Genomic DNA, 22,082 nt, shown 5'->3' with positions numbered 1-22,082 from the left:
GGCTTGCTTCGCGAAGGTCATGTGTCAGAAGCACCTCAGGTGACTGACACAGCGCCTTCGCGAGCAAGCCCGCTGCCGTATTAGACTCACATGTGACTTATAAATACTGAATGGTCACGAATGGACCCTATGTGTCTCAAAAGTTGTTCAGTTACACTCGGAGCCTGTAAAACCGATCCTACCGAATTACTTTTAACGTTCTCACGAGGTTTGCCATGGCTGATTACAAAGCGCCGCTGCGTGATATGCGCTTCGTCCTCAACGAAGTTTTTGAGGTCGCCAAGACTTGGGCCCAATTGCCGGCATTGGCAGACACCGTTGACGCCGAAACCGTAGAGGCAATCCTCGAAGAAGCCGGCAAAGTCACCGCCAAATCCATCGCCCCGCTCAGTTGCGGTGGCGATGAGCAGGGTTGCCGTTGGGCGGACAGCGTAGTCACCACGCCGGATGGTTATCCACAGGCCTACAAAACCTACGCCGAAGGCGGTTGGGTGGGCGTAGGCGGTGATCCGATCTTCGGCGGCATGGGCATGCCCAAGGCGGTGTCGGCGCAGGTCGAAGAAATGATCAACTCCTCGAGCCTGGCATTCGGCCTGTACCCGATGCTGACGTCCGGCGCCTGTGTGTCGATCAACACCCATGCCAGCGAAGAACTCAAGGCAATCTACCTGCCGAAGATGTACTCCGGCGAGTGGGCCGGTTCCATGTGCCTGACCGAAGCGCACGCCGGGACCGACCTGGGCATCATCCGCACCAAGGCCGAGCCTCAGGCGGACGGTTCCTACACGATCAGCGGGACCAAGATCTTCATCACCGGTGGCGAACACGACCTCACTGAAAACATCATCCACCTGGTGCTGGCCAAACTGCCGGACGCGCCGGCCGGTCCCAAGGGCATCTCGCTGTTCCTGGTGCCGAAATTCATGGTCAATGCCGACGGCAGCCTGGGCGCGCGCAACCCGGTGACCTGTGGCTCCATCGAACACAAGATGGGCATCCAGGCCTCCGCCACCTGTGTGATGAACTTCGACGCAGCCGTGGGTTACCTGGTGGGCGAGCCTCACCGTGGGCTGGCGGCGATGTTCACGATGATGAACTACGAGCGCCTGGGTGTGGGTATCCAGGGCCTGGCGTCGGGCGAGCGCTCCTACCAGAACGCGATTGAATACGCGCGCGACCGTTTGCAAAGCCGTGCGCCGACTGGCGCCCAGGCCAAGGACAAAGTGGCCGACCCGATCATCGTCCACCCGGACGTGCGTCGCATGCTGCTGACCATGAAAGCCGCCAACGAAGGCGGCCGGGCGTTTTCCACCTACGTGGCGACGCAACTGGACATCGCCAAGTTCAGTGAAGACGCGGCAGCGCGCGAGCGTGCCGATAACCTGGTGGCGTTGCTGACGCCGGTGGCCAAGGCGTTCCTCAGCGACCTTGGCCTGGAAACCACCGTGCTCGGCCAGCAGGTGTTCGGTGGCCACGGTTACATCCGTGAGTGGGGCCAGGAGCAGCTGGTGCGTGATGTGCGCATCACGCAGATCTACGAAGGCACCAATGGCATCCAGGCGCTGGACTTGATGGGGCGCAAGATCGTCGGCAGCGGCGGCGCGTTCTACCGGTTGTTCGCTGATGAAATCCGCCAGTTCATCACCACGGCGGGCGCCGAGTTGGGTGAGTTCACCCGTCCGCTCAGCGCAGCGCTGGATAACCTGGATGAATTGACCGCCTGGGTGCTGGATCGCGCCAAAGCCAACCCGAATGAAATCGGCGCGGCATCGGTGGAGTACCTGCACGCCTTTGGCTACCTGGCGTATGCCTATATGTGGGCGCGCATGGCCAAGGTGGCGTTGGGCAAGGAAGCTGAGGAAGATTTCTACGCCAGCAAACTGGGGACCGCGCGCTTCTACTTCGCCCGCCTGCTGCCCCGTATTCATTCGCTGAGTGCGTCGGTCAAAGCCGGCAGCGAATCGCTGTTCCTGCTGGATGAAGCCCTGTTCTAACGGCGTGGAGGTCGTGTAAGCATTCTCTTACATGACGTACTGCTATTCGTCCTCTATCGCCAAATTGGATCCACGGATAATCTACTTCACATGGACGTCGCGCAGGAAGCGCAAAGCAACAACACGGACACGTAGGATTCTGCCAGGACGGCGGAGTGAAATGGATGTCAGGGAAACAGTCTGCAAAGCCCCGCTTCGGCGGGGTTTTCTTTTGCCCGCGAAAAAGTCCGGACCGCCCACTTCACGGCTGTACCGGCGGGGCGTTCATCACGTCTTCCAGCAGCGTGCGCAGCAATGCCACCGTCGCCTGCTGGCGCTGCACATCGCGGCACACCAAACCTACCTTCAATGGCACCCTGGGTTCACTCAAGGGTTTCCACAGCAATGCCTTGCTGTTGTGCTCGTCCTGCGAGCGCCCCGGTAGCACGGTGGCCAGCTTGGTATGTGGCAGGCTGTCGAGAATTCCCACCATGGTATTCAGTTCGGCCTGCACCTGCGGCCGGCGCCCGAGGTTGGACAACTGGCCCTGCCAGATCTGCCGCACCTGGAATTCTTCCCCCAGCAGCAACATCGGCAACTCGGCCGCCTGTTTCAGCGAGACTTTCTTGAACTCCCGCAAGGGGTGGTCTTCAGGGATGACGACCTTCAACTCATCTTCATACAGCAGCACGCCGTGCAGGCCTGGCTGGCGCGGCGGCAGGTAGCTGATGCCGATGTCCAGCGAGCCGTTAAGCAGGCGGCGCTCGATCTCCAGCCCGGTCAATTCGTAGATCTGCACCACAAGGTGCGGCTGGGCCTTGCGCACGCGCTCAAGCATTTGCGGGACCAGGCTGGTGTGCACGGTTTGCAGCACGCCGATGGCCAAGGTGCGCATGGCCTGGCCCTTGAAGTTGCGCAAGGCTTCGACGGCCTGCTGCATGCCATCGATCAGCGGCAGGGCGTGGTTGTACAGGGTGTGGGCGGCGAGGGTCGGCAGCAGGCGCTTGCTGCTGCGCTCGAACAGGCTCACATCGAGGTTCTGTTCAAGCTGGCGAATCTGTTGCGACAACGCCGGTTGTGAGATCGACAGGCGTTCAGCCGCGCGGCCTACGTGGCCTTCTTCATACACCGCGACGAAATAACGCAGTTGCTTGAAATCCATAAGTCTTTCTTATCGAAAAAGCTGGAAAATCGAAATGGCCGTTGGCCCCCGAGACGCCTAGTCTAGCGCCTATTCGCAGGGCTTACAGGGCCGGATCGGGCAATGAACAGTGTTTATGTTGATGGTATTTACATAGGCAACGCAAAAAACCTCAAGGCCGTGAGTGCAGGGGTGACCCACCATGGTGTGGTTGCCATCGGGGGTGAAGTGTGAACCTGTTCAATATGCGCCGCCCCGTGCCGAGCCTCGACGACCTGATCGAGGACGCCTCCCACCACGACCTGTCCAGTGACTGCCTGATGCCCACCGTCGCGCGGCCTGCCCAGGTATTCGTACGCGGCCAGGGCTCATGGCTGTGGGACAGCGACGACCGTGCCTACCTGGATTTCAGCCAGGGCAATGCCGCCAACAGCCTCGGCCACAGCCCGCAGGTGCTGATCAAAGCCTTGGCCGACCAGACCCAGGCGCTGATCAATCCCGGTATCGGCTTGCATAACCGTGCCCAACTCAACCTTGTCGACCGCCTGTGCCACCGCACCGGCAGCGACCAGGCGTACCTGCTCAACAGCGGCGCGGAGGCCTGCGAAGCGGCGATCAAGCTGGCGCGCAAATGGGGCCAACTGCACCGGGGTGGCGCCTACCGCATCATCAGCGCCAGCAGCGGTTGCCATGGCCGCAGTTTTGCCGCGATGGCTGCCTCGTCGAACGCCGGTGAAAACCGCTTTGAACCGCAACTGCCGGGCTTCAGCCATGTGCCCTTTAACGATCTGCCGGCGCTGCATGCCGCCGTCGATGCGCAAACCGTCGCGATCATGCTGGAACCGATCCAGAGCGAAGCCGGCGTGATCCCTGCGACCGAGCACTACCTCAAAGGCGTCGAGCGCCTGTGCCGGGAACTGGGGATCCTGCTGATCCTCGATGAAGTCCAGACCGGCCTCGGCCGTTGCGGCGCCTTGCTCGCCGAACAGCAGTACGGCGTGCGCGCCGACATTCTCACCCTCGGCAAAGGCCTGGGCGGCGGCGTCCCGTTGGCGGCACTACTGGCGCGTGGCAAAGCCTGTTGCTTTGCGGCGGGCGAGTTGGAAGGCACCCATCATGGCAATGCGCTGATGGCCTCGGCCGGGCTGGCGGTACTCGATACGGTGCTGGGGCACGGTTTCCTTGAACAGGTGCGTGAGTCGGGTTGCTACCTGGGCGAAGGCCTTGCCCGCCTGGCCTATCGCTACGACCATGGCCAACTGCGTGGCCACGGCCTGATCTGGGGACTGACCTTGTCGGATGATTCTGCCGATGCGGTGGTAAAAGCCGCACTGCATGAAGGCCTGATCCTAAATGCGCCACAACCCAACTGCCTGCGTTTCACCCCGGCCCTGACGGTGAGCAAGAGCAACATCGACGAAATGCTCCTGCGCCTGGCCCGTGCCTTCTCCCGCGTGCGCACAGCCCAACTGCAATGCCGCAAGGGCATCGCCGTTTAAATCCTGATTCTCGAACCGTCTCGCGGCATACGCGGCGCCTCCAGCCTGATTCTTTTGGCTGGGGGCGTTTTTTTGTCGGTGAAATTTTTTTGGATTGGAAAGGTTGATTGAGCGTCAGTGAAAACAATGGCTTTTTAGCGGACGTCGGCAAGGAATGCCGACCGGGCACTCATCAAGCAGCTTCGTGAAAGCAGTCATGTGAGCCAACCTGTTTTCGCCCGCTACCTCAACACCAGCGCCTACACGGTGAAAAAATGGGAGTCCGGCGAGAAACAACCCAGCGGCATGGCGCTAAAAAGCTGCTGAGCATCGTGCGAAAACACGGGTTGCAGATCCTGACCTGAAGGATGGCCCAGTGCCAGATCCCACTGAACCCTCACGAACGCCCAAGGTCGATTAGCTAGACGGCTCACACGAGCCGATTTTCTGGAGCTGATCCCATGGATTTCATTCGTATCATCATCGCCATTCTGTTGCCGCCACTGGGTGTGTTCCTGCAAGTAGGTTTCGCCGGCGCGTTCTGGTTGAACATCCTGCTGACCCTGTGCGGCTACATTCCCGGCATCGTGCACGCGGTGTACATCATCGCCAAGCGCTGAGGCCGTCAGCCTTTTGCGATGAGCCTTGAGTTGCGCTCATTGCGAAAGGCCAGTTGCTCGATGGTCTGGGTGGCATGTTCGGCTTCTTCCCGCGCTTGCAGGATGATGCCGTGCTGCTCGGACTTGCTGCATACCGGGTCGGCGTTGCTCGCATCCCCCGTGAGCATGAAGGCCTGGCAGCGGCAGCCACCGAAGTCCTTCTCTTTTTCGTCGCATGAGCGGCACGGCTCGGGCATCCAGTCGTAGCCGCGAAAGCGGTTGAAACCGAACGAGTCGTACCAGATGTGCTGCATGCTGTGGTCACGCACATTCGGAAATTGCACCGGCATCTGTCGGGCACCGTGACAGGGCAGGGCAGTGCCGTCCGGTGTCACGGTCAGGAAGATGCTGCCCCAGCCGTTCATGCAGGCTTTCGGGCGTTCCTCGTAGTAATCCGGCGTCACGAATATCAGCTTGCACGGGTGGCCTTCGGCTTCCAGTTTGGCGCGGTATTCGTTGGTGATGCGTTCGGCGCGCACCAGTTGCTCGCGGGTCGGCAACAAGCCCACACGATTGAGTTGCGCCCAGCCGTAGAACTGGCAGGTGGCGAGCTCGACGAAGTCCGCCTCCAGCGCAATGCACAGCTCGATGATGCGGTCGATCTTGTCGATGTTGTGCCGATGGGTGACGAAGTTCAGCACCATCGGGTAGCCGTGCGCCTTGACCGCGCGGGCCATTTCGAGTTTTTGCGCGAAGGCTTTTTTCGAACCGGCCAGCAGGTTGTTCACCTGTTCGTCGCTGGCCTGGAAGCTGATCTGGATATGGTCCAGGCCGGCCTTCTTGAAGTCGCTGATCTTCTGCTCGGTGAGGCCAATGCCGGAGGTAATCAGGTTGGTGTAGAAGCCCAGCCTGCGTGCTTCCGCAATCAACTCGGCGAGGTCCTGGCGCACCAACGGTTCGCCGCCGGAAAAGCCCAGCTGCGCGGCCCCCATCTCACGCGCCTCGCGAAATACCTTGAACCACTGTTCGGTACTCAGCTCCTTGCCCTGCTCGGCGAAATCCAGCGGATTGGAGCAATACGGGCACTGCAACGGGCAGCGGTAAGTCAGCTCGGCCAACAGCCACAACGGCAAGCCAATAGGCGGCTTCTCAGGCAAGGGTGATCCAGTGCTCAGCACGGGCGACCTCCATGAACTGCTCGATGTCTTCACCCAGCTCCGGTACGCCGGGGAATTGCCGCTCAAGTTCGGTAATGATCGCGGCGACATCGCGATCGCCGTCGATCAGGCCACCGATCAGCGCGGCGCTGTCGTTGAGCTTGATCATGCCCTCGGGATAGAGCAACACATGGCCTTTCTGCGCCGGTTCATACTGGTAGCGATAGCCCTGGCGCCAGGTCGGTTTTCTGCTGCGATCGAAGCTCATAGGGTGATCCCTTTATGCCAGACCCGCTGCTCGGTCACGCTGTGATACGGCGGGCGTTTCAATTCATAGGCCATGCTCATGGCATCCAGCATGCTCCACAGAATGTCGAGTTTGAACTGGAGAATTTCCAGCATGCGTTCCTGGCCTTCGCGGGTGGTGTAGTGCTGCAGCGTGATCGCCAGGCCATGCTCGACATCACGCCGAGCCTGCCCGAGGCGGGTGCGGAAGTACTCATAGCCGGCGGGGTCGATCCACGGGTAATGCTGCGGCCAGCTGTCGAGGCGCGATTGGTGGATCTGCGGCGCGAACAGTTCGGTCAGCGAGCTGCTGGCGGCCTCCTGCCAACTGGCGCGGCGCGCAAAGTTGACGTAGGCATCCACCGCAAACCGTACGCCGGGCAACACCAGTTCCTGGGAGCGCAGTTGGTCCGGGTCAAGGCCGACGGCCTGGCCCAGGCGCAGCCAGGCTTCGATGCCGCCGTCTTCGCCGGGCGCGCCGTCGTGGTCGAGCAAGCGCTGTATCCACTCGCGGCGGATCTCGCGGTCCGGGCAGTTGGCCAGGATCGCGGCGTCTTTCAACGGAATGTTCACCTGGTAGTAGAAGCGGTTGGCGACCCAGCCCTGGATCTGCTCGCGGGTAGCGCGGCCTTCATACATCGCCACATGGTAGGGGTGATGGATGTGATAGAAGGCGCCCTTGGCGCGCAACGCGGCTTCGAATTCGGCTGTGGTCAGCGGTGTGTCAGTCATTTCGATCACTCCTACAATTCAATGCTCATGCCGTCGTAAGCCACTTCGACATTGCGTCGCCCCAGCTCGGCACGCTCGGGGGAGTCTTCATCGAGGATCGGGTTGGTGTTGTTGATATGGATCAGCACCTTGCGCTGCTTCGGCAGCTGTTCCAGCACCTCAAGCATGCCGCCGGGGCCGTTTTGTGCCAGGTGCCCCATCTCGCGACCGGTGCGGGTGCCGACGCCACGGCGCTGCATTTCGTCGTCATCCCACATCGTGCCGTCCACCAGCAGGCAATCGCTGCCAGCCATGATTTCCAGCAAGGGGGCGTCGACCTTGCCCAGGCCCGGGGCGTAGAACAGTTTGCCGCCGGTGCGCAGGTCTTCGACGATCAGGCCGATGTTGTCGCCTGGGTGCGGATCGAAGCGGTGCGGCGAATAAGGCGGCGCGGCGCTGCGCAACGGCAGCGGGGTGAAGCGCAGGTTGGGGCAGGCCGGGATGGTGAAGCTGGCGTCCAGTTCGATACGGTTCCAGGCGAGGCCACCGTTCCAGTGGGTGAGCATGGTGAACAACGGGAAGCCGGTGCTCAGATCTTCATGGACCATGTCGGTGCACCACACCTGATGTGGGCAACCTTCGCGCAGGCTCAGCAGGCCGGTGGTGTGGTCGATCTGGCTGTCCATCAGGATGATTGCGCTGATACCGGTGTCGCGCAGGGCGCGGCCGGGTTGCATCGGCGCAAAGCCCTGGAGTTGCGCGCGGATATCCGGCGAGGCATTGCACAACACCCAGTTCACGCCGTCGTCGGAAATCGCGATGGACGATTGGGTGCGCGCCTGCGCCCGCAGGCTACCGTCACGAAAACCCGCGCAGTTCACGCAGTTGCAGTTCCACTGCGGGAAGCCACCGCCGGCGGCGGAACCTAGAATCTGGACAAACATGGCCGCTCCATCAAGCAAAGCTCAAAACAAAAACGCCCCGGGCGAGCCGAGGCGTTGTATTACCCAGCGGATTAACGGCTGGCGAAGTACATGGTGACTTCGAAACCGATGCGCAGATCAGTGTAAGCAGGTTTGGACCAGGTCATATTCTTACTCCTACGAAGGGATGGGACATTCACTACCAAGTAATACATATAGTCCACCTCCAGTCGGAGATGTTCAGAGGTGTGCGTATGAATGTTACGCAATTCTTTTCAAGTTAGCGCTGTCTCGGTAACAAAAGCCTTTTGCAAGGGCGGCAATGATCAGCCTGGCACTTGCCAGGCATCGTTGATGCGCGGGCCGTTTGCGATGCAGCGCCAGCCGCCTGCAGCACCCTCAAGCTGTCGGGCGGCGTGCAGCAGGTCTTCGCGGGTGCAGGCCTGGATCGCTTGTTGGAGGCGCGTGAGGTAATCCGACGGATGGCCCGCCAAATACGCCTGCCAGAGCAGTTCGGCGGCGTGGGCGATGGGCAGCGCCTGGACCGTGAATTGTTGCGCCAGGGCCTGGTTATCCAGCGAGCTGCTGTCGATCAGCGCAGGCAACTGCGCCAGGAAAGCCTGCAGATGCTCAAGGATCCCTTCAAGTGAAACGCTGGGGGATTGCACGCCAAACAGCAGTCCGATTTGCCCGTTGATTTGTCGGACGCTGCTGAACACTGCGTAGCCTAACTGCAGCTCGACCCGCAGACGTTGGTAGAAGGGGCCCTGGAGCAGGTGCCCGAGCAATCGCCACGCGGCTTCGTCCGTCAGGGACTGGGTAGGCGCAGGGCAAAACAGCAGCAACGCCGCCTCTGCGGAGTCGGTGTTCAGTTGATGCCAGAGATGTTGGCCGCTGATGCTGGTGCACGTGGATTCAAGTCGCGCAGCGTGCCCGGGCAAGCGCGCGGCCGCGGCCTTGATCGCCACTTCAGAGGCGGGCGACAAACCAACGCCCAGCCCTTGCCAGCGTGCGGTGGCCCAGGACATGGGTTGCTCGCTGGAGACGCTGACGCCGGTGGTGCAACAGGCAGGGAGCGCCTTGAGCAATGCCCGGATCGCGAGCATCGGTGTCGGGGCGCTGGGTGCCTCTTGCGGTTGATTCAAGTCGAGCGCCAGCGCCTCGAGTATCGCTGGCATCGGCTCTTGCAGCCCGATCAGCTTCACCAACCAGTCATTGCCGACAGTTTCGAAAGACATTTCAACACCTGCCTGACGAGCATTCTCGCGCAGTGCCTGCAAGGTGCTATCCAGCCCGGCGGGTACGGCAGCTTCAAACCGCCAGTGCAGGTAGAGCGCGCCCTCATCGCTGTCATTCGCCAACCCTTGGCTGAATGTCAGTGCCGACAGCTCTCGCCGCCCCCGCGAACGGTCTTGGGCAAAGGTGCGCAAGCCCCGGTGGGCGCTGGTTTGGCCGCGAATCAGGCCGGCGCGCTCGTCCTTGACGGGTGGGCGCAGGAACGGATTGTTGGGCGGCAGTTGCCAGGCCTGTTCGCAGGACGGTAGGTGCAGGGTCTCCAGCAGGATCTTGAGGGCCGCGACATCCTCATCCGTCAGGCCTTCACTGTCGTGCCGGGCCAGGGCCAGTGCGCCTTGCACCTGCTGTTGGCGCGCCGCCAGCAGGGCGAATTCTTCTCGCAGTGAAGCCCAGTCGCTGTGTGCGAAAAAGCTCAGCCAGTCGTAAAGCAATGCCTCGATGTGTGTCGTCGAAGCGCTTTGGTTCGCGAGCGTGAAGTCGATATCCAGCACTGCTTGCCCGGCAAAGTGGTAAAGCACCGACGCCTGCACTGCGCTGGCGAGTTTTCGTGCTTTCAGTTCGGCCAACAGGCCGCCCGGCGCCGAGGCGTTTAGCCAGGTGCAGAGAAAATCCAGTGCTTCGCGGGGAGCCCTGCAGGTAATGACCTGGTGCAGGTGGTTATCGGCGACATGTTGATAACTCGGTGCCTGGCCTTGCGCCAGTGGCGGCGGCTCGACTTGGGGCTGCAAAGGCCCCGAGGTCAGGGCTGCGCTGAACTGCTGCGCCAAGGCTTGCAAGTCTGCCAGCGACTGGGGGCCGGCAAGGCTCAACGTCATCTGCCCGCTGCGATAGAACCCTTGGTGGAATGCCCGCAACGCTTGCTGAAAAGCCTCACGCTCCACCGGCAGGCTGTCGCGGTTACCTGCATGAAAACCCCGCAACGGATGATCCGCCGCCAGGCCTGCCAGCAACGCGACCTGCTGTTGCGCCTGGGCATCCTGGGACCAGGCCACATACTCGGCGTGCAGGACTTCGCGCTCACGCAACTGGTCTTCGACCGTCAGGCGCGGGTGAGTCAGCATGTCTGCCAGCCGCTCCAAACCCTGCGCCAAGCTCGCCACCGGCAACTCGAAGAAGAACTCCGTGGTGCGCTCGCGCGTGCTGGCATTGATTTGGCCACCCTGGCGTTGCACGTAGGCCATCAAGCCTTCGCCCGTGGGAAAACGCACAGTACCGAGAAACAACAGGTGCTCCAGAAAATGCGCCAGCCCCGGCCACGCCAGCGGCACATCATGGCTGCCGGCAGCCACCCGCAAGACCGCCGCACTGCGTTTCAAGCGCGGCGCATGGTGCAGGGAAACCCGCAGGCCGTTGGCCAGGGTCAGGTGTTGGCGATGAGGGTGGGCCGGCGCAGGCATGGGCACTTCCGAAACAAGAGAGGTGCCTATGCTAGCAAACCCGCAGGATCAGGGCTTGTGCAGTGCGCCGTACAGTTCGGGGCGGCGGTCTTGCAGGTAGTGATTGGCGGCGCGCGCGTCGCGGATCGATTGGTGATCCAGCGTGCCGACAATCAAGGCTTCATCCAGGCCGGCCTGGGCGATGCGCTGGCCGTCCGGCGCGGCGATGCTGCTTTGCCCACAGTACTGAATCTCGCCTTCATGCCCACAGTAATTGGCGTAGGCCACGTAGCACTGGTTCTCGAAGGCGCGTGCCCGCACCGTCACGTCGGCAACAAAGTCGAACGGCACCATATTGGCCGTGGGTACCAGGATCAGCTCGGCTCCGGCGAGAGCCAGGCGGCGGGTGTTTTCCGGGAACTCCAGGTCGTAGCAGATCAGGACGCCGAGCTTCCAGCCGTTGAGCTCCACCAGCGGCCAATCATCGCCGCCGGCACTGAACATCGAGTGGTCCAGGTCGCCAAACAGGTGGGTCTTGCGGTAGTTGCACAAGCGCTGGCCGTGGGCGTCGATCAATTGCACGGCGTTGTAGATCTGTCCGTCTTCGGCGCGTTCCGGGTAGCCGTACAGAATCGCCAGGCCAGCGCTTTGCGCCATTTCGGCAATTGCTTGAGCCGATGGCCCATCCTGCGCTTCGGCCAGGGCGCCCACCGCCTCGGCGCCGATGTTGTAGCCGCTGAGAAACATCTCCGGCAGCACCAGCACATCGGCATCCGAAGCTTCATGCGCCAGCTGGTGCAGGCGCTTGAGGTTGCCGGCCACATCCAGTGGCAACGGCGGGCATTGGTACAGGGCGACACGCATCCTCAACTCCTTAGTCCGCCAGGGCGATCGGCCCGATCTCGTCGAATACATCACCCGGCCCGGGATTCTCGGGGTGAGTGCTGCCGCCAAAGTGGGTCATGATGCCCCACACCGCGTTCAGCGAGGTCTGCACCGCGCCCTCGACCCAGGCTGGGGTCCAGGACACGTCATCGCCGGCGATAAAAATCCCACGTTGTTCAGCGGGCATGTCCTTCTGCATGAAGTGCGCATACATCCGCTGGTTGTAGCGATAGTGACCCGGCAGCGCGCCCTTGAAGGCCCCGAGAAAGTGCGGGTCGGCTTCCCAGGACACTGTGATCGGATCGCCGATGATGCGTGCCTTGATGTCGACGTTCGGGTAGATCTTTTTCAGCGCGTCGAGGGCCAGCTTCACGCGTTTATCGATGGGCTGCGGCAGCATTTTCAACGCGTCGCTCATCCATGAGTACGACAGGCAGATCACGCCGGGTTTGTCGTCGCCGTTGTCGAACAGATAGGTGCCACGGGTCAGGCGATCCGTGAGGGTCATGCTCATGAGGTCGCGGCCGGTTTCCGGGTCTTTGTCTTTCCAGAACGGGCGGTCGACCATCACGAAGGTTTTCGACGACTGCATATAGCGCGTGCGGTCGAGGGCCATCCACATCTTTTGCGAGAACAGGGTTTCATCGCACTCGATCTGGGTGGTCAGCAGCCAGCTTTGGCAGGTGGTAAGCACGGCGGCGTATTCGCGCGTGTCGCCGTAGTTGTCGGTGACGGCAAAGCGGCCATCGGCAGCGTGGGCGATGCGCTTGACCCCGGCGCGCGGCGCGCCGCGGTGCAACGAGCTGAGGCTGGTGCCGGCCGGCCAGTGGGCGCAGCGCTCCGGTACGTGACGCCAGATGCCCATCGGCACCTGGGCCACGCCGCCGACCACCAGGTGCTGGTGGTCGTCGCAGTTGGTCATGACCACGCGGAAGATTTCCAGCATCGAGTTGGGGAAGTCAGAGTCCCAGCCGCCGGTGCCGAAACCGACCTGGCCGAACACTTCGCGGTGCAGGAACGAGAGCTTGGCGAATGCCTTGGAGGTGGCGACGAAGTCGTAGAAAGTGCGGTCGTCCCACAGTGGCACCAGCTTGTTCCACAGCGCTTTGAGGCGAGGCACGTCACGGTCGCGGATCGCCTGCTGGATATCGCCGAACTGCGAGCCGGCTTCCAGGGCATCCGCCCACGCATCGGCGACTTCCTGGAACAGCACCGGCAAGTCGGAGAGCTTTTGGGCGTAATGGGTCTGGCCTTCGAGGTCGATCACCGTGCTGCCGGACGCCGGCGTCAGCGGGTTGGGGAAGGGTTTGGTCTCCAGGCCCAGCTTGTCGACATAGTGATAAAACGCGGTGGACGACACCGGGAAGCGCATGCCGCCCAGCTCGGCGATGATGCCTTCGGCGCCTTCGAAGGCCTGGGAGCGCAGGCGGCCGCCCATCTTCGAGGCTTCGTACACCACCGGCTTGAGGCCCAGTTTCATCAGTTCGTAGGCGGCGACCAGGCCGGCGATCCCGGCCCCGACGATTGCCACTTCGGCGCCATGGTTGGCGGCGGGAATGCTGCCCAGCCCGGCCGGGTGTTCGATCCAGTCATCGAAGGCAAACGGAAAATCCGGGCCGAAGATGGTGATGGGTTTCTTGCCGTCTGCGGGGTGACGATTGGTCTTGCTGATGGTGCTGGACGGAATGCTCATGGCTGACCCTTGCTGACGACTCGGCAGGACGTGACCCGCTGAGTATAGGAAAAGATGGCAGCCAGTTTAGGCAGCGTTGCGCTCGTTAATAAGACGCAATGTGTCGTCGGAATGAATTGGTTTCAGTCAATATGACGAGGTTGCTGGTCAGATTGGTTGGCCGCGGTCCAATTTGTTACTGAGGATGATCGAGGTGGTGGTTTTTTCCACACCGTCGACACTGCCGATCTGGTCCAGCAGTTGGTCCAGTTGCTCCGGCGAATCGGTGCGCAGCCAGGCGACGTAATCGAACTCACCACTCACTGCACACAGCTGCTGCACCTGGGCCATGGCACTCAACTTGCGCAGCACCTCCTTGCCCGAGCGCGCCTGTACGGTGATCCCGACATAAGCCTGCAAACCGCCATCCACGACACGCTGCCCCAGGCGCACGCCGTAACCGGTGATCACCTGGGTTTTCTCCAGCCGTGCCAGGCGCGACGTCACCGTGGTACGCGCGATGCCCAGCTGCCGAGCGAGCATGGCCACGCTTTCACGCGCGTTGATCTGCAGGGCGGCGATCAGTTGACGATCGATTTCATCGAGGACGGGCAAGGGCAAAGCTCCAGAGCGGACGGCAATGGAGTGGCATGTTACAGGCTTGCGTCCTGGAACCGCACGTTCGGTTCCAGGCTGCGCTCAGCTCGCGGCGGGCGCCTTGCACACCTTCGCCGCGGCGGGGTCGTCGGGCACAAACGAATCGACTGCGCCGGGCTTCAACACCACGTAGCCACGCCGCCAAGGCTGGTCGTCGATGAGGTTCCAGCGATGGCCTGAGCCGGTGTTGTCTTCGGCGACCAGCACTTCACCGGGATGCAACGTGAACGTCTCGCCACCCCGCGTAGCGAACGCCAGGGTGCCGGACAGTGTCATCACGTACTGCGGCTCCGGGTCGTTATGCCAACCGTAAGCGGCATGCGCCGGGCTTTGCTTGAAGTGAATGGCGGTGACGTCATTGCGCATGTTCTGGTCGATGCTGCCGACCAGGACGTGCGACGCATTGTCCGCGCCCGTACACAGTTTGAACGCCTTGATCGTGGCCGGGGCGGGCGTTGCTGCATGCGCGCAGTTGAAGGTCGCAAGGGTGATGGCGAGGGCCCTGCCCAGGTTGAACAGGGGGCGGATGAGCGCGTGCGGCGAACGTGGGGCTTGAGGCATGGAGCCGGTTTCCTCGTACTGAAGTCGATATTGATCGCCGGCCATGGTCTGCGTCGCAGCTGGCGCGAACAATTAACAAATCTTTCATTGCCGAGGTCGAGCGCAGCAGCGCCCCGAATTTGCACGCGCCAGAAACGACGAAAGCCGCGCAATGCGCGGCTTTCTTGTTTGGTGGGCCCACACGGACTTGAACCGTGGACCAAAGGATTATGAGTTGCTGGGCGACGTACTATGCCTAGAGAAATCGTTCGAAAGTGAACGTAGGTTGGCATAGCTGGAGGGCCTGTGGTTGTTGATGTTGAGGGTAGTTTAGCGCGACCCCCAGAAGCTGGGCATTGTACCGTTACCGTACCGAACTTATCTCCAGGTGGAGATTTGATTTCGCCAGTTGAGCGTTTCACAACCAGTAGAGCATGGTGCCATGGAGGTACTCAGCGGTAAGACGAGCCAAACCCATCAGCTGATGATACGAAAACGAGTCCGCAGGAGCAGCCATCCCCGGAAGGAAAAGTAGATGCGATTCAACCCTGACTTCCTTTCCCAGATTGCTACTAGGTGCCAACTAACCCCAGGGATATGTGCTGATAACGGAATGTTAGTAAGCCTCTCTATGAAAAAAACACGCGGCGGCATGCTTTTAATTCTGTTGTGTTACCTATGGAAGATACCAATCTACCATGTTTCTAATATACATAGGCGCTTCATGTATCGTGCTTTTAAAGGTGATGTCCGACTCTGAAATACTCCGTATGTAGGGGGTTATCTCTGCCACTTCTTCGGGTGGGAAACCATAGCGCATTAATAGCATGTGCATTGCGTCGTTGGTGCCAAATCGCAAAAGTTCGATCATCTTGTCGGCGCGGTTGTCGGATCTTATATTTCTATAAATTTTAAAAGCAGCAGCGAAAACATCTGATAACGAAAATGAAACAACCTGATCTAAATAATCATACGTATCGAAAACGATAGCGTCATAGCTGACATTTCTGGCGGGAGTTCCCCTCTCGTATATTGAGTATGTTTTTTTCAAGCTGCTATCCGGTAATTGGTTTGCAGGTTGCGAGAACTCAGCATCTCCCATTTTCCCAAAGCTGCGACGAGAAATGTAGCTATAGCGAATCCCTACAATTTCTTTAAAAGATCTTCCCTGAAATGTTTGAAACATTATGCCTATCGCATTTCTGAATACCGCTAACTCACCTGTGAACAAAACCCGACCCAAGGCACCTTCAAATATTGTAATAAAGTACTCACATAGCTTCGCTCGTTTTTCTTGATTAACTTTTCCGTGCAGGGCTTCTTTAAGGGATATGCCTGGACTGTAAAGGGTGTCCAGTATCTTTGCTACTGCATCGAGAACTACCGAAGAGGAAAGACGCTCAATTTTGGATTTCGGTAAATGCAGTTCGTCATCAAAAGTACCATCTTTTATCGCGTCGAGAAGCTCAGCAGCGTCGTCGCTTTGATCGTATGGCACGTCAATAACAGATTTTTCATTTAGCCTGAAATTTTGGTTGATTCTCTCAATAAATAGCTCGGGATTTTTTGTAAATACATATCCGTAGTCAAATTTTGCTTTGTCCGAAAGCCTTCCGGCTCTCCCTATAAGGTTTTTGAAAGACAAAGATTTTTCTTCATCTCCCTCGCCTTGAAAGCGCATGTTATCAAGCCATACGATATCAAAAGGCATGTTAACACCTTGAGCTAAAGTGCTTGTCGCAAAGCAAATTTTTGCAAATCCCGATCGGATGAAATTCTCGACCATGAATCTGACTTCCAAGGGGACAGAGCCGTGATGAATTACAACCCCTTTTTTTAGAAGCTCAACCATTCTTGAACGGTGATCCTCTTGATTAGCTCCAAGTAGATTTTGCACGGACTCAATTATTTCTTTGGCTTTAGAGTCTGAGATAGGTGGGAAATTGTCTATGTATTCTTCATATCCATTGAGGAATGTACCATTGTAAATGGATGCTTTGGAAACGTATATCAGTATCGAGTGTTCGCCATTAAAGGCAAAGTTATTGAATCCGCCATTGAACTCTACGCATTCTCTGACTCTGTGGCCATTTTCATCAAATGGTGAAAAGATGTAGTCACGGCCATTTTTATGCTGAAAAATACAGATTTTTCCTACCGTGCCATGCGTGTAGGATCTGGCATAGCCGCTATCTAGGGATATTCCATGCTTTTTAAATTGTGCGTCTGGGTTGTCAACAAAAGGATGCGCAAAAATAAGTTTTGCGTTAGGGAATGCTTTCTGAATACGTCTAACCAGTACGTCAAAAACTATCCCGCGGGAGCGATCTTCGGAGACGTGTGCTTCATCGAAAAAGAAAACCCTAACATCAAGTTTGTTTTCAGAGATAAAAAGGTCCCGGGCTCTCTCTGGCGTAAGAACAAAGATTCTTCTTAGATTCCTGCTAGTAAAGATAACGTCGATGAACGGTGTGATCATTACCCCTTTAACACCATGAAACCGTTCCTTCATAGTGTTTATGTACTCCGCGATTAAGGCTCGGGAAGGGACGACAACGACGGCGTCCCCTTCCTGCTCTGCAATAAAATCTCGAATTGAGTAGGATTTTCCTGCACTGGTTGGAGCGGAGATTGAGATGAACTGTTTGTTGTCAACTGCGCGTCTTACGCTTGCTTGAACTGGAGTGAGATATTTTCCGTATGAGTTCTTATGCGCTTCTCCAATAGAGCTCAAAAGGAGCGAATAGAGATTGTCTGGGTTTGATATTTTGTAAAATAGGCCTAATGCAGATATTATTTTCTCTTCCAGCTTGGCGAATGCTTTAGGATGAAATATACGAAAGCAGGTCAGCGTTTCGAGAATATCTGAGCTAAACGGACCGTGCCGATGAATGTCATCAAAAACGTTGGCTAGATCTCCATGTGGGTCAGCACTGTCTCTAATTTTTCTAACCTTCATGGGTCACTCCCACCATATACACAAAACTAACGTTTCTCTCATTAGCAAACTCAGCAGCCCTTTGCAGCGCGTTTTTGTATATTGTTAGGTGATCTTTTGCATGTATTGAAAATGCAGCGACAACGCCGTGAAGATTGTTGTTCAGATTCTGAATGCTTGCAGGAGAGGCTAGGCTTGTCAGATGTACCCAATCTCGCTTGTGCTTTTTCGTAGATAAAAAATCGCTTGCTTGGTCTAAGGCAATGCCGTAGGTGGTGCTGTTTGAAGAATATTTTGCTTCGCCAAAATTTAGGTAATCAGCGCCGCAAACACTATGAAAATCAAATCCTTCATTTTGCTTTGCTTGCGGTTTCCAGAGTTCAGCAATTGGAATTAGCGTATGGCTAAATAATACTTCCAAGGACTTGGCCGCCCCCATAGAAACCATGAGTTCGCCAAAATCTTCTACAATAGTTCCAGCTTTTTCTGCGGCCTTGAAAATTTGAATAAGTAACCCTGCGGTTTCTTGGACGGTATATTCGTAGGCCTCTCTGGCACCCTCATCTAGGTCTACCATCCATGAAGTATCGACAACAGAAGTTGCAAGCATCTTTGAGATTTGCGATATCTGAGACACGTGGACATGACAAAGCCTGACAAACTGCATATCTGTTGAGTTAAGGATTTCAGTAAACTCACAGCCCCACGATGCATCGGGAGTCACCTGCCCATAATTTATGGTCATATAAAGACCTCGAATATACGGACCGCAGGATGTGTGCATCCTGCTGCTTCACATGGCGCCGTCGAGCCTTCCGGACGGCGGTAGGCCTGCTCGTCCGATTGCCGATAAGCCACGAAACGTACGAGTCGCTCGCCGATATGACCTTCGGCCCACGACGACTTGAACAGAGTAACCAGCGATGCGGCCGGTGTAAGCCAGCTCGCTGTGGTCCTCACTTGGGCGATGATAGGGGGAAAGTCCATTTTTTACCTTTACCGAAATCCTGCGTCATCTGAATCTTACCGAAATTTAGCGTAATGGCACGATAGTATTGCGGTACTTTCGATATCAGTCTTAGAACAGTGCACGGTGATAGGGGGGAGGAAGGCCGTCACCAGGCGAAGGACCATGTAGCTTTCTCCAAGAGATCGCTCAGGTGGCGTTTGGAGGTAGTTTCCGAGAATTTGGCGAAGGCTTGGTACTGACCCGCATTAATGCTTCCTCAAATCGCGCTCACCTCAATTGGGCCGGGGGTAAGCACGTTAGTCTGTTAGGCACCTATGAATTACCTTGTGAAGGCAATTCATGCACGCGCTAGGCAATTGTTCTAAAAAGGTATTCGTTCGTGAAATCACCTAGCTACCAGAGGTCTTGAAAACTTGGCCCGTCAGAAATAGGCGGCTGATTGGGACGAGCGATTTGGATGGTTACCGGAATAGGAAAATCCACACCTACCATGGCTACTTCACCTTGCTTCAGGTTCGGAAGAAAGGCCGCTGCAGACCGATCAATTTCACCGCATGCACGCTCTACAACCTCTCGGTCACGGTCATTCGTCAGCCTATGGACGAGGAGGGTGCCCATCTGGCTTAGCACACCTTCGGTGATGTCGCGTGGCCTTTGTGTCGCCAGGCAGATGTTTAGCCCATATTTGCGTCCTTCTTTAGCTATTAATTCAAACGCATCCAGATGTTGAACGTCGTCTTCGGAGCCTAGCGTTTTCCCAAGGAAATTATGGGCCTCGTCCAGAATCACAATCAGCGGTCGCTGTCTGAAAGTCTCGCTGCGTGCACGTTGTAGTAAGAGCCGTCCAATAGCATTGGCGATGACTTCCCTAGCATTAAACTCGTATCCCACTGAGCTCAGGCAAATTCGGAGCAGGCGCCTGTCATCAGCGAAGAACTCGTCGAATTTTTCTACTAGACTAAACAGCCCCTCTGCCGGGCGAAAGATGCTACTTAGGGATGTTGATTCCATTACGCTCAGTATTCTGGTCATCAGCGATGAGCAATAAGAGAGTTCGTTACTGGCACCTCCCCACTTATTCATGTCATTCCCATAACCGGTTGGATGACAGCACTCCTCGATGATTTGACGCACGAGTAGGCTGGGATCAAATGGTTGACTGGGACTTCCTACCAGGTTGGCATTATTGCCGCGATTCATCGCTTCCCTGAATGTCACCCTCGGCTGGTCGAGTTTGCGAACAATGCCTTCTGGAAATAAATCAGGAGCCAATTGCGCAAGACGCAGGCTTTTGATCGCATCCCGCAATTTCGGCCCTTGTGTTTTGCCCGAGGGCTGAAACAGAGCAAGGAAATCAGTTTCGCTAAAGCTAGTCGGAGGGATAGATACCTCAGTCGATCCTGCAGCATGGTGGAGAGGCGTACCTAGGTGATGGTGGGCGGTGTCCGGCCCCGTCTGAGACCGATATTCCCCTGTCGCATCAATAAGCACAATTTTGCAGCTGTACCTGCGGCACTCTTCGATAAGCTTGGAGGTTGTCCAGCTTTTGCCCCCGCCGGTCGATCCAAGAATCGCGCAATGGCGTCCAAATAATTTTTCCGGGGTCACAGCAATCGGAAAACCACCATCCCCTGACACGTGTCCTAGATCCAGCGAAACGCGGGGTGGTTCACCATCAATGCCCGTAGAGGTAAGTAGAGGGATCTGTGAAATAAAGGATCCAGGTGCCGAGTACACTCGATCTCCAAGGCGCGGGTATGAGCTAACGCCGGCTGTGACTTTCAATGTATGTAGGTCTACTGAGCCGAGCAGTCGGATGAAGCCGATTGCGTCAATTTGACTCGTCCCAGCAAAATCTTGAGATATCTCACTACGGTCGCGATCTGGGAGGCTGATCTCAGTGATTCGGCCCAAGAGCACAGCTTGCTGGCCTTCGATCAGCACTAGCTCACCGACCTCGCCTTTGCCGTATCGATTGGAGCCGAGGTACCTACCGCTCACTTCGCCAGCATGGGCCAGGTTTGTTTTGATTAGCTGAGCACCTACGCTGGACACCACGCCTATCTTAAGGGCGCTATTGAGAATGCCATCTGGTGACATGAGCTTACCTCGCCCCTATACGTTTAACTGCGTTGGCTAATTGCTCTGCCGGCGACGCGGTACGTAGGTGTGGTATGTGGCTGACCGTATCGCTGAACGAGCCGCTGATGAAATGGACATCGAATCCTTGTAGGGCCAAATCGTGGAACTTTCCCCAATAGGGGCTTGAACCGTGAAATCCTCGGTTGCGCACATGGTTGATGCATTGGAAGTCACACAGGATTAGCTTCAGGCTAGGGTTGGATTGAATTGCCGAGTAGATCGGCTCAGAAAGGTGGTCATCGTTGAAGCCAAAACCTGCGACAACTAAGCAACCGTTTGACTGACGTAGGAACTCAAGAAAGCGGGAAAGGAGCTCCAAGTGTGGCTGCAGGAATGTCTGCTGATACTTGCCTTTTGCAGGGTAGATTAAGCATGCATTTGTGGCATCGGGGGTAGCATGCTCGTAGATCTCGTTCCCTTCTCGGCTCCAACTCACTGAACCGTGTAGCTTGAGTAAATGGAAAATTCCTTCGGCGAATTCGTGGCTGTCCGCTTCTCGACGCACGATGTCATAAGTGAAGTGCTTTCCATCGAACCGCCGTTTGCGGGTATATGAAAATCCGTCGATCGCGACCATGCCTAGGTCTGAAGCGGCCGTCTCAAAACACATGTCATAGTTGGTCGTGAAAACCCTCAATCGAGGATCGCGCACCCTGCGTCTGGCAAGTTTTTGTAGCAGGTTGCGATAAGCAGAGATGTCAGAGTTTGGCGAGCTTAGGAATCCGGAACAAGCCCTCAAGATAATAGCTTTTACATTCGCTAGAAACGCTCGAACTGTGCCGTCTTCGTTAAAAGAGAGATAGGCATCGCATTGTGACAGAAAGTGCTCAATGTTCGGGTTGGCACGTTCGACGTAACGGACGGCATCTGCTACGTGAGAAGCCGCTGCTGTTAGGTCGCTAGTTCCGGGTAAGCACATCGCTTCTTGCCATAGCTGCCACATGCTCGGGCCACCGACAGCGCCAAGTGATGTACCGCTTCCAGCAAAAAAACCGAGGTTCGGCACTTGGAGAGCCGATGAGAACATATCTCCTAGCAATGACCGATTAGAGCGAATCTGTGAGCTGTCAGCAGGGTCGGCGCCATTAATGACTTGGTATGCATCGGAATTAAGCGGCAGCCACTCTTGAGCGCCTGGTGGTAGGTATGCCTGTAGCCCTCTGAAACTGTCCGCCAGTGGGGCTGGGGGAATGGGCGGTAGCGGCGGCGGGAGAGGAGGTGGCGGTGGCTGTTCTATGGCCGGGCCAGGTGCAGGGGCATCAATTGTCATGGAAACACGATCCTTTGTTTTGAACAAAGCAGGCTCACGCATCAAGATCTACTGCCTGCCTATGTGATT

General features: G+C 57.4%; 18 protein-coding genes and 1 pseudogene. 4 read left to right on the top strand and 15 right to left on the bottom strand.

Annotated elements, in window-relative coordinates; all coding sequences use genetic code 11:
• The first annotated feature begins 215 nt into the window (after positions 1–215).
• Complete coding sequence (locus tag QMX97_RS22005) at positions 216–1,994, top strand: acyl-CoA dehydrogenase C-terminal domain-containing protein (RefSeq protein WP_282397603.1); 1,779 nt, start codon at positions 216–218, stop codon at positions 1,992–1,994.
• A gap of 241 nt (positions 1,995–2,235) precedes the next feature.
• Here QMX97_RS22005 and QMX97_RS22000 read toward each other — a convergent pair whose 3' ends face one another.
• The gene (locus tag QMX97_RS22000; RefSeq protein WP_065904676.1) at positions 2,236–3,135 is read right to left on the bottom strand and encodes a LysR family transcriptional regulator; all 900 of its coding nucleotides are present in this window, start codon (positions 3,133–3,135) and stop codon (positions 2,236–2,238) included.
• Between the two features lie 209 nt (positions 3,136–3,344).
• Between QMX97_RS22000 and QMX97_RS21995 the strand changes: the two genes are divergently transcribed.
• From QMX97_RS21995 to QMX97_RS21985, 3 genes and pseudogenes are all read left to right on the top strand, one after another.
• Positions 3,345–4,613 (top strand): aminotransferase class III-fold pyridoxal phosphate-dependent enzyme, encoded by a 1,269-nt coding sequence (locus tag QMX97_RS21995; RefSeq protein WP_106802466.1) that lies wholly within the window; start codon positions 3,345–3,347, stop codon positions 4,611–4,613.
• Positions 4,614–4,784: 171 nt separating this feature from the next.
• Positions 4,785–4,957, top strand: a pseudogene (locus QMX97_RS21990) (helix-turn-helix domain-containing protein); the annotation flags it as partial.
• 96 nt (positions 4,958–5,053) lie between these two features.
• Complete coding sequence (locus QMX97_RS21985) at positions 5,054–5,212, top strand: YqaE/Pmp3 family membrane protein (RefSeq protein ID WP_007904205.1); 159 nt, start codon at positions 5,054–5,056, stop codon at positions 5,210–5,212.
• A gap of 5 nt (positions 5,213–5,217) precedes the next feature.
• Here the strand turns inward: QMX97_RS21985 and pqqE are convergent, their stop codons facing one another.
• From pqqE to QMX97_RS21915, 14 genes are all read right to left on the bottom strand, one after another.
• Complete coding sequence (pqqE, locus tag QMX97_RS21980; protein WP_010207007.1) at positions 5,218–6,348, bottom strand: pyrroloquinoline quinone biosynthesis protein PqqE; 1,131 nt, start codon at positions 6,346–6,348, stop codon at positions 5,218–5,220.
• Positions 6,341–6,616 carry a pyrroloquinoline quinone biosynthesis peptide chaperone PqqD gene (gene pqqD, locus QMX97_RS21975; RefSeq protein WP_106802467.1) on the bottom strand — a complete coding sequence of 92 codons (276 nt, stop codon included), beginning with the start codon at positions 6,614–6,616 and terminating at the stop codon, positions 6,341–6,343. Before pqqD ends, pqqE begins: the two co-directional genes overlap by 8 nt.
• Entirely contained in the window at positions 6,613–7,365 is a 753-nt protein-coding gene (gene pqqC, locus QMX97_RS21970) for a pyrroloquinoline-quinone synthase PqqC (RefSeq protein ID WP_017138042.1), read from the bottom strand. Before pqqC ends, pqqD begins: the two co-directional genes overlap by 4 nt.
• An 11-nt stretch (positions 7,366–7,376) precedes the next feature.
• Positions 7,377–8,288 carry a pyrroloquinoline quinone biosynthesis protein PqqB gene (gene pqqB, locus QMX97_RS21965; protein ID WP_120450194.1) on the bottom strand — a complete coding sequence of 304 codons (912 nt, stop codon included), beginning with the start codon at positions 8,286–8,288 and terminating at the stop codon, positions 7,377–7,379.
• 71 nt (positions 8,289–8,359) lie between these two features.
• Complete coding sequence (gene pqqA, locus QMX97_RS21960) at positions 8,360–8,434, bottom strand: pyrroloquinoline quinone precursor peptide PqqA (protein WP_003194766.1); 75 nt, start codon at positions 8,432–8,434, stop codon at positions 8,360–8,362.
• Positions 8,435–8,593: 159 nt separating this feature from the next.
• Positions 8,594–10,960, bottom strand: a complete 2,367-nt coding sequence (pqqF, locus tag QMX97_RS21955; RefSeq protein ID WP_282397602.1) for a pyrroloquinoline quinone biosynthesis protein PqqF — start codon at positions 10,958–10,960, stop codon at positions 8,594–8,596.
• A gap of 48 nt (positions 10,961–11,008) precedes the next feature.
• Positions 11,009–11,803 (bottom strand): carbon-nitrogen hydrolase family protein, encoded by a 795-nt coding sequence (locus QMX97_RS21950; RefSeq protein ID WP_106802470.1) that lies wholly within the window; start codon positions 11,801–11,803, stop codon positions 11,009–11,011.
• Between the two features lie 10 nt (positions 11,804–11,813).
• Positions 11,814–13,496 carry an NAD(P)/FAD-dependent oxidoreductase gene (locus QMX97_RS21945; protein WP_065904799.1) on the bottom strand — a complete coding sequence of 561 codons (1,683 nt, stop codon included), beginning with the start codon at positions 13,494–13,496 and terminating at the stop codon, positions 11,814–11,816.
• Between the two features lie 168 nt (positions 13,497–13,664).
• A complete protein-coding gene (locus QMX97_RS21940; protein ID WP_065904662.1) occupies positions 13,665–14,111 on the bottom strand; it encodes an Lrp/AsnC family transcriptional regulator in 447 nt (148 codons plus the stop codon).
• 84 nt (positions 14,112–14,195) lie between these two features.
• Positions 14,196–14,714 carry a hypothetical protein gene (locus QMX97_RS21935; RefSeq protein ID WP_282397601.1) on the bottom strand — a complete coding sequence of 173 codons (519 nt, stop codon included), beginning with the start codon at positions 14,712–14,714 and terminating at the stop codon, positions 14,196–14,198.
• 655 nt (positions 14,715–15,369) lie between these two features.
• On the bottom strand, positions 15,370–17,652 hold the full coding sequence (locus tag QMX97_RS21930; protein ID WP_282397600.1) for a DEAD/DEAH box helicase: 2,283 nt from the start codon (positions 17,650–17,652) through the stop codon (positions 15,370–15,372).
• The gene (locus tag QMX97_RS21925) at positions 17,642–18,376 is read right to left on the bottom strand and encodes a hypothetical protein (protein ID WP_282397599.1); all 735 of its coding nucleotides are present in this window, start codon (positions 18,374–18,376) and stop codon (positions 17,642–17,644) included. The genes QMX97_RS21930 and QMX97_RS21925 overlap by 11 nt, the downstream gene beginning before the upstream one ends.
• 618 nt (positions 18,377–18,994) lie before the next feature.
• Positions 18,995–20,701 carry an ATP-binding protein gene (locus QMX97_RS21920; protein WP_282397598.1) on the bottom strand — a complete coding sequence of 569 codons (1,707 nt, stop codon included), beginning with the start codon at positions 20,699–20,701 and terminating at the stop codon, positions 18,995–18,997.
• 4 nt (positions 20,702–20,705) lie between these two features.
• Entirely contained in the window at positions 20,706–22,013 is a 1,308-nt protein-coding gene (locus QMX97_RS21915; protein ID WP_282397597.1) for an SIR2 family protein, read from the bottom strand.
• Positions 22,014–22,082: the final 69 nt, after the last annotated feature.

The organism is Pseudomonas sp. PS01298, assembly GCF_029959745.1.
Lineage (GTDB): Bacteria > Pseudomonadota > Gammaproteobacteria > Pseudomonadales > Pseudomonadaceae > Aquipseudomonas > Aquipseudomonas aylmerensis.
The sequence above is the reverse complement of the archived record's forward strand: the minus strand, read 5'-3'. Positions and strand labels throughout refer to the sequence as shown.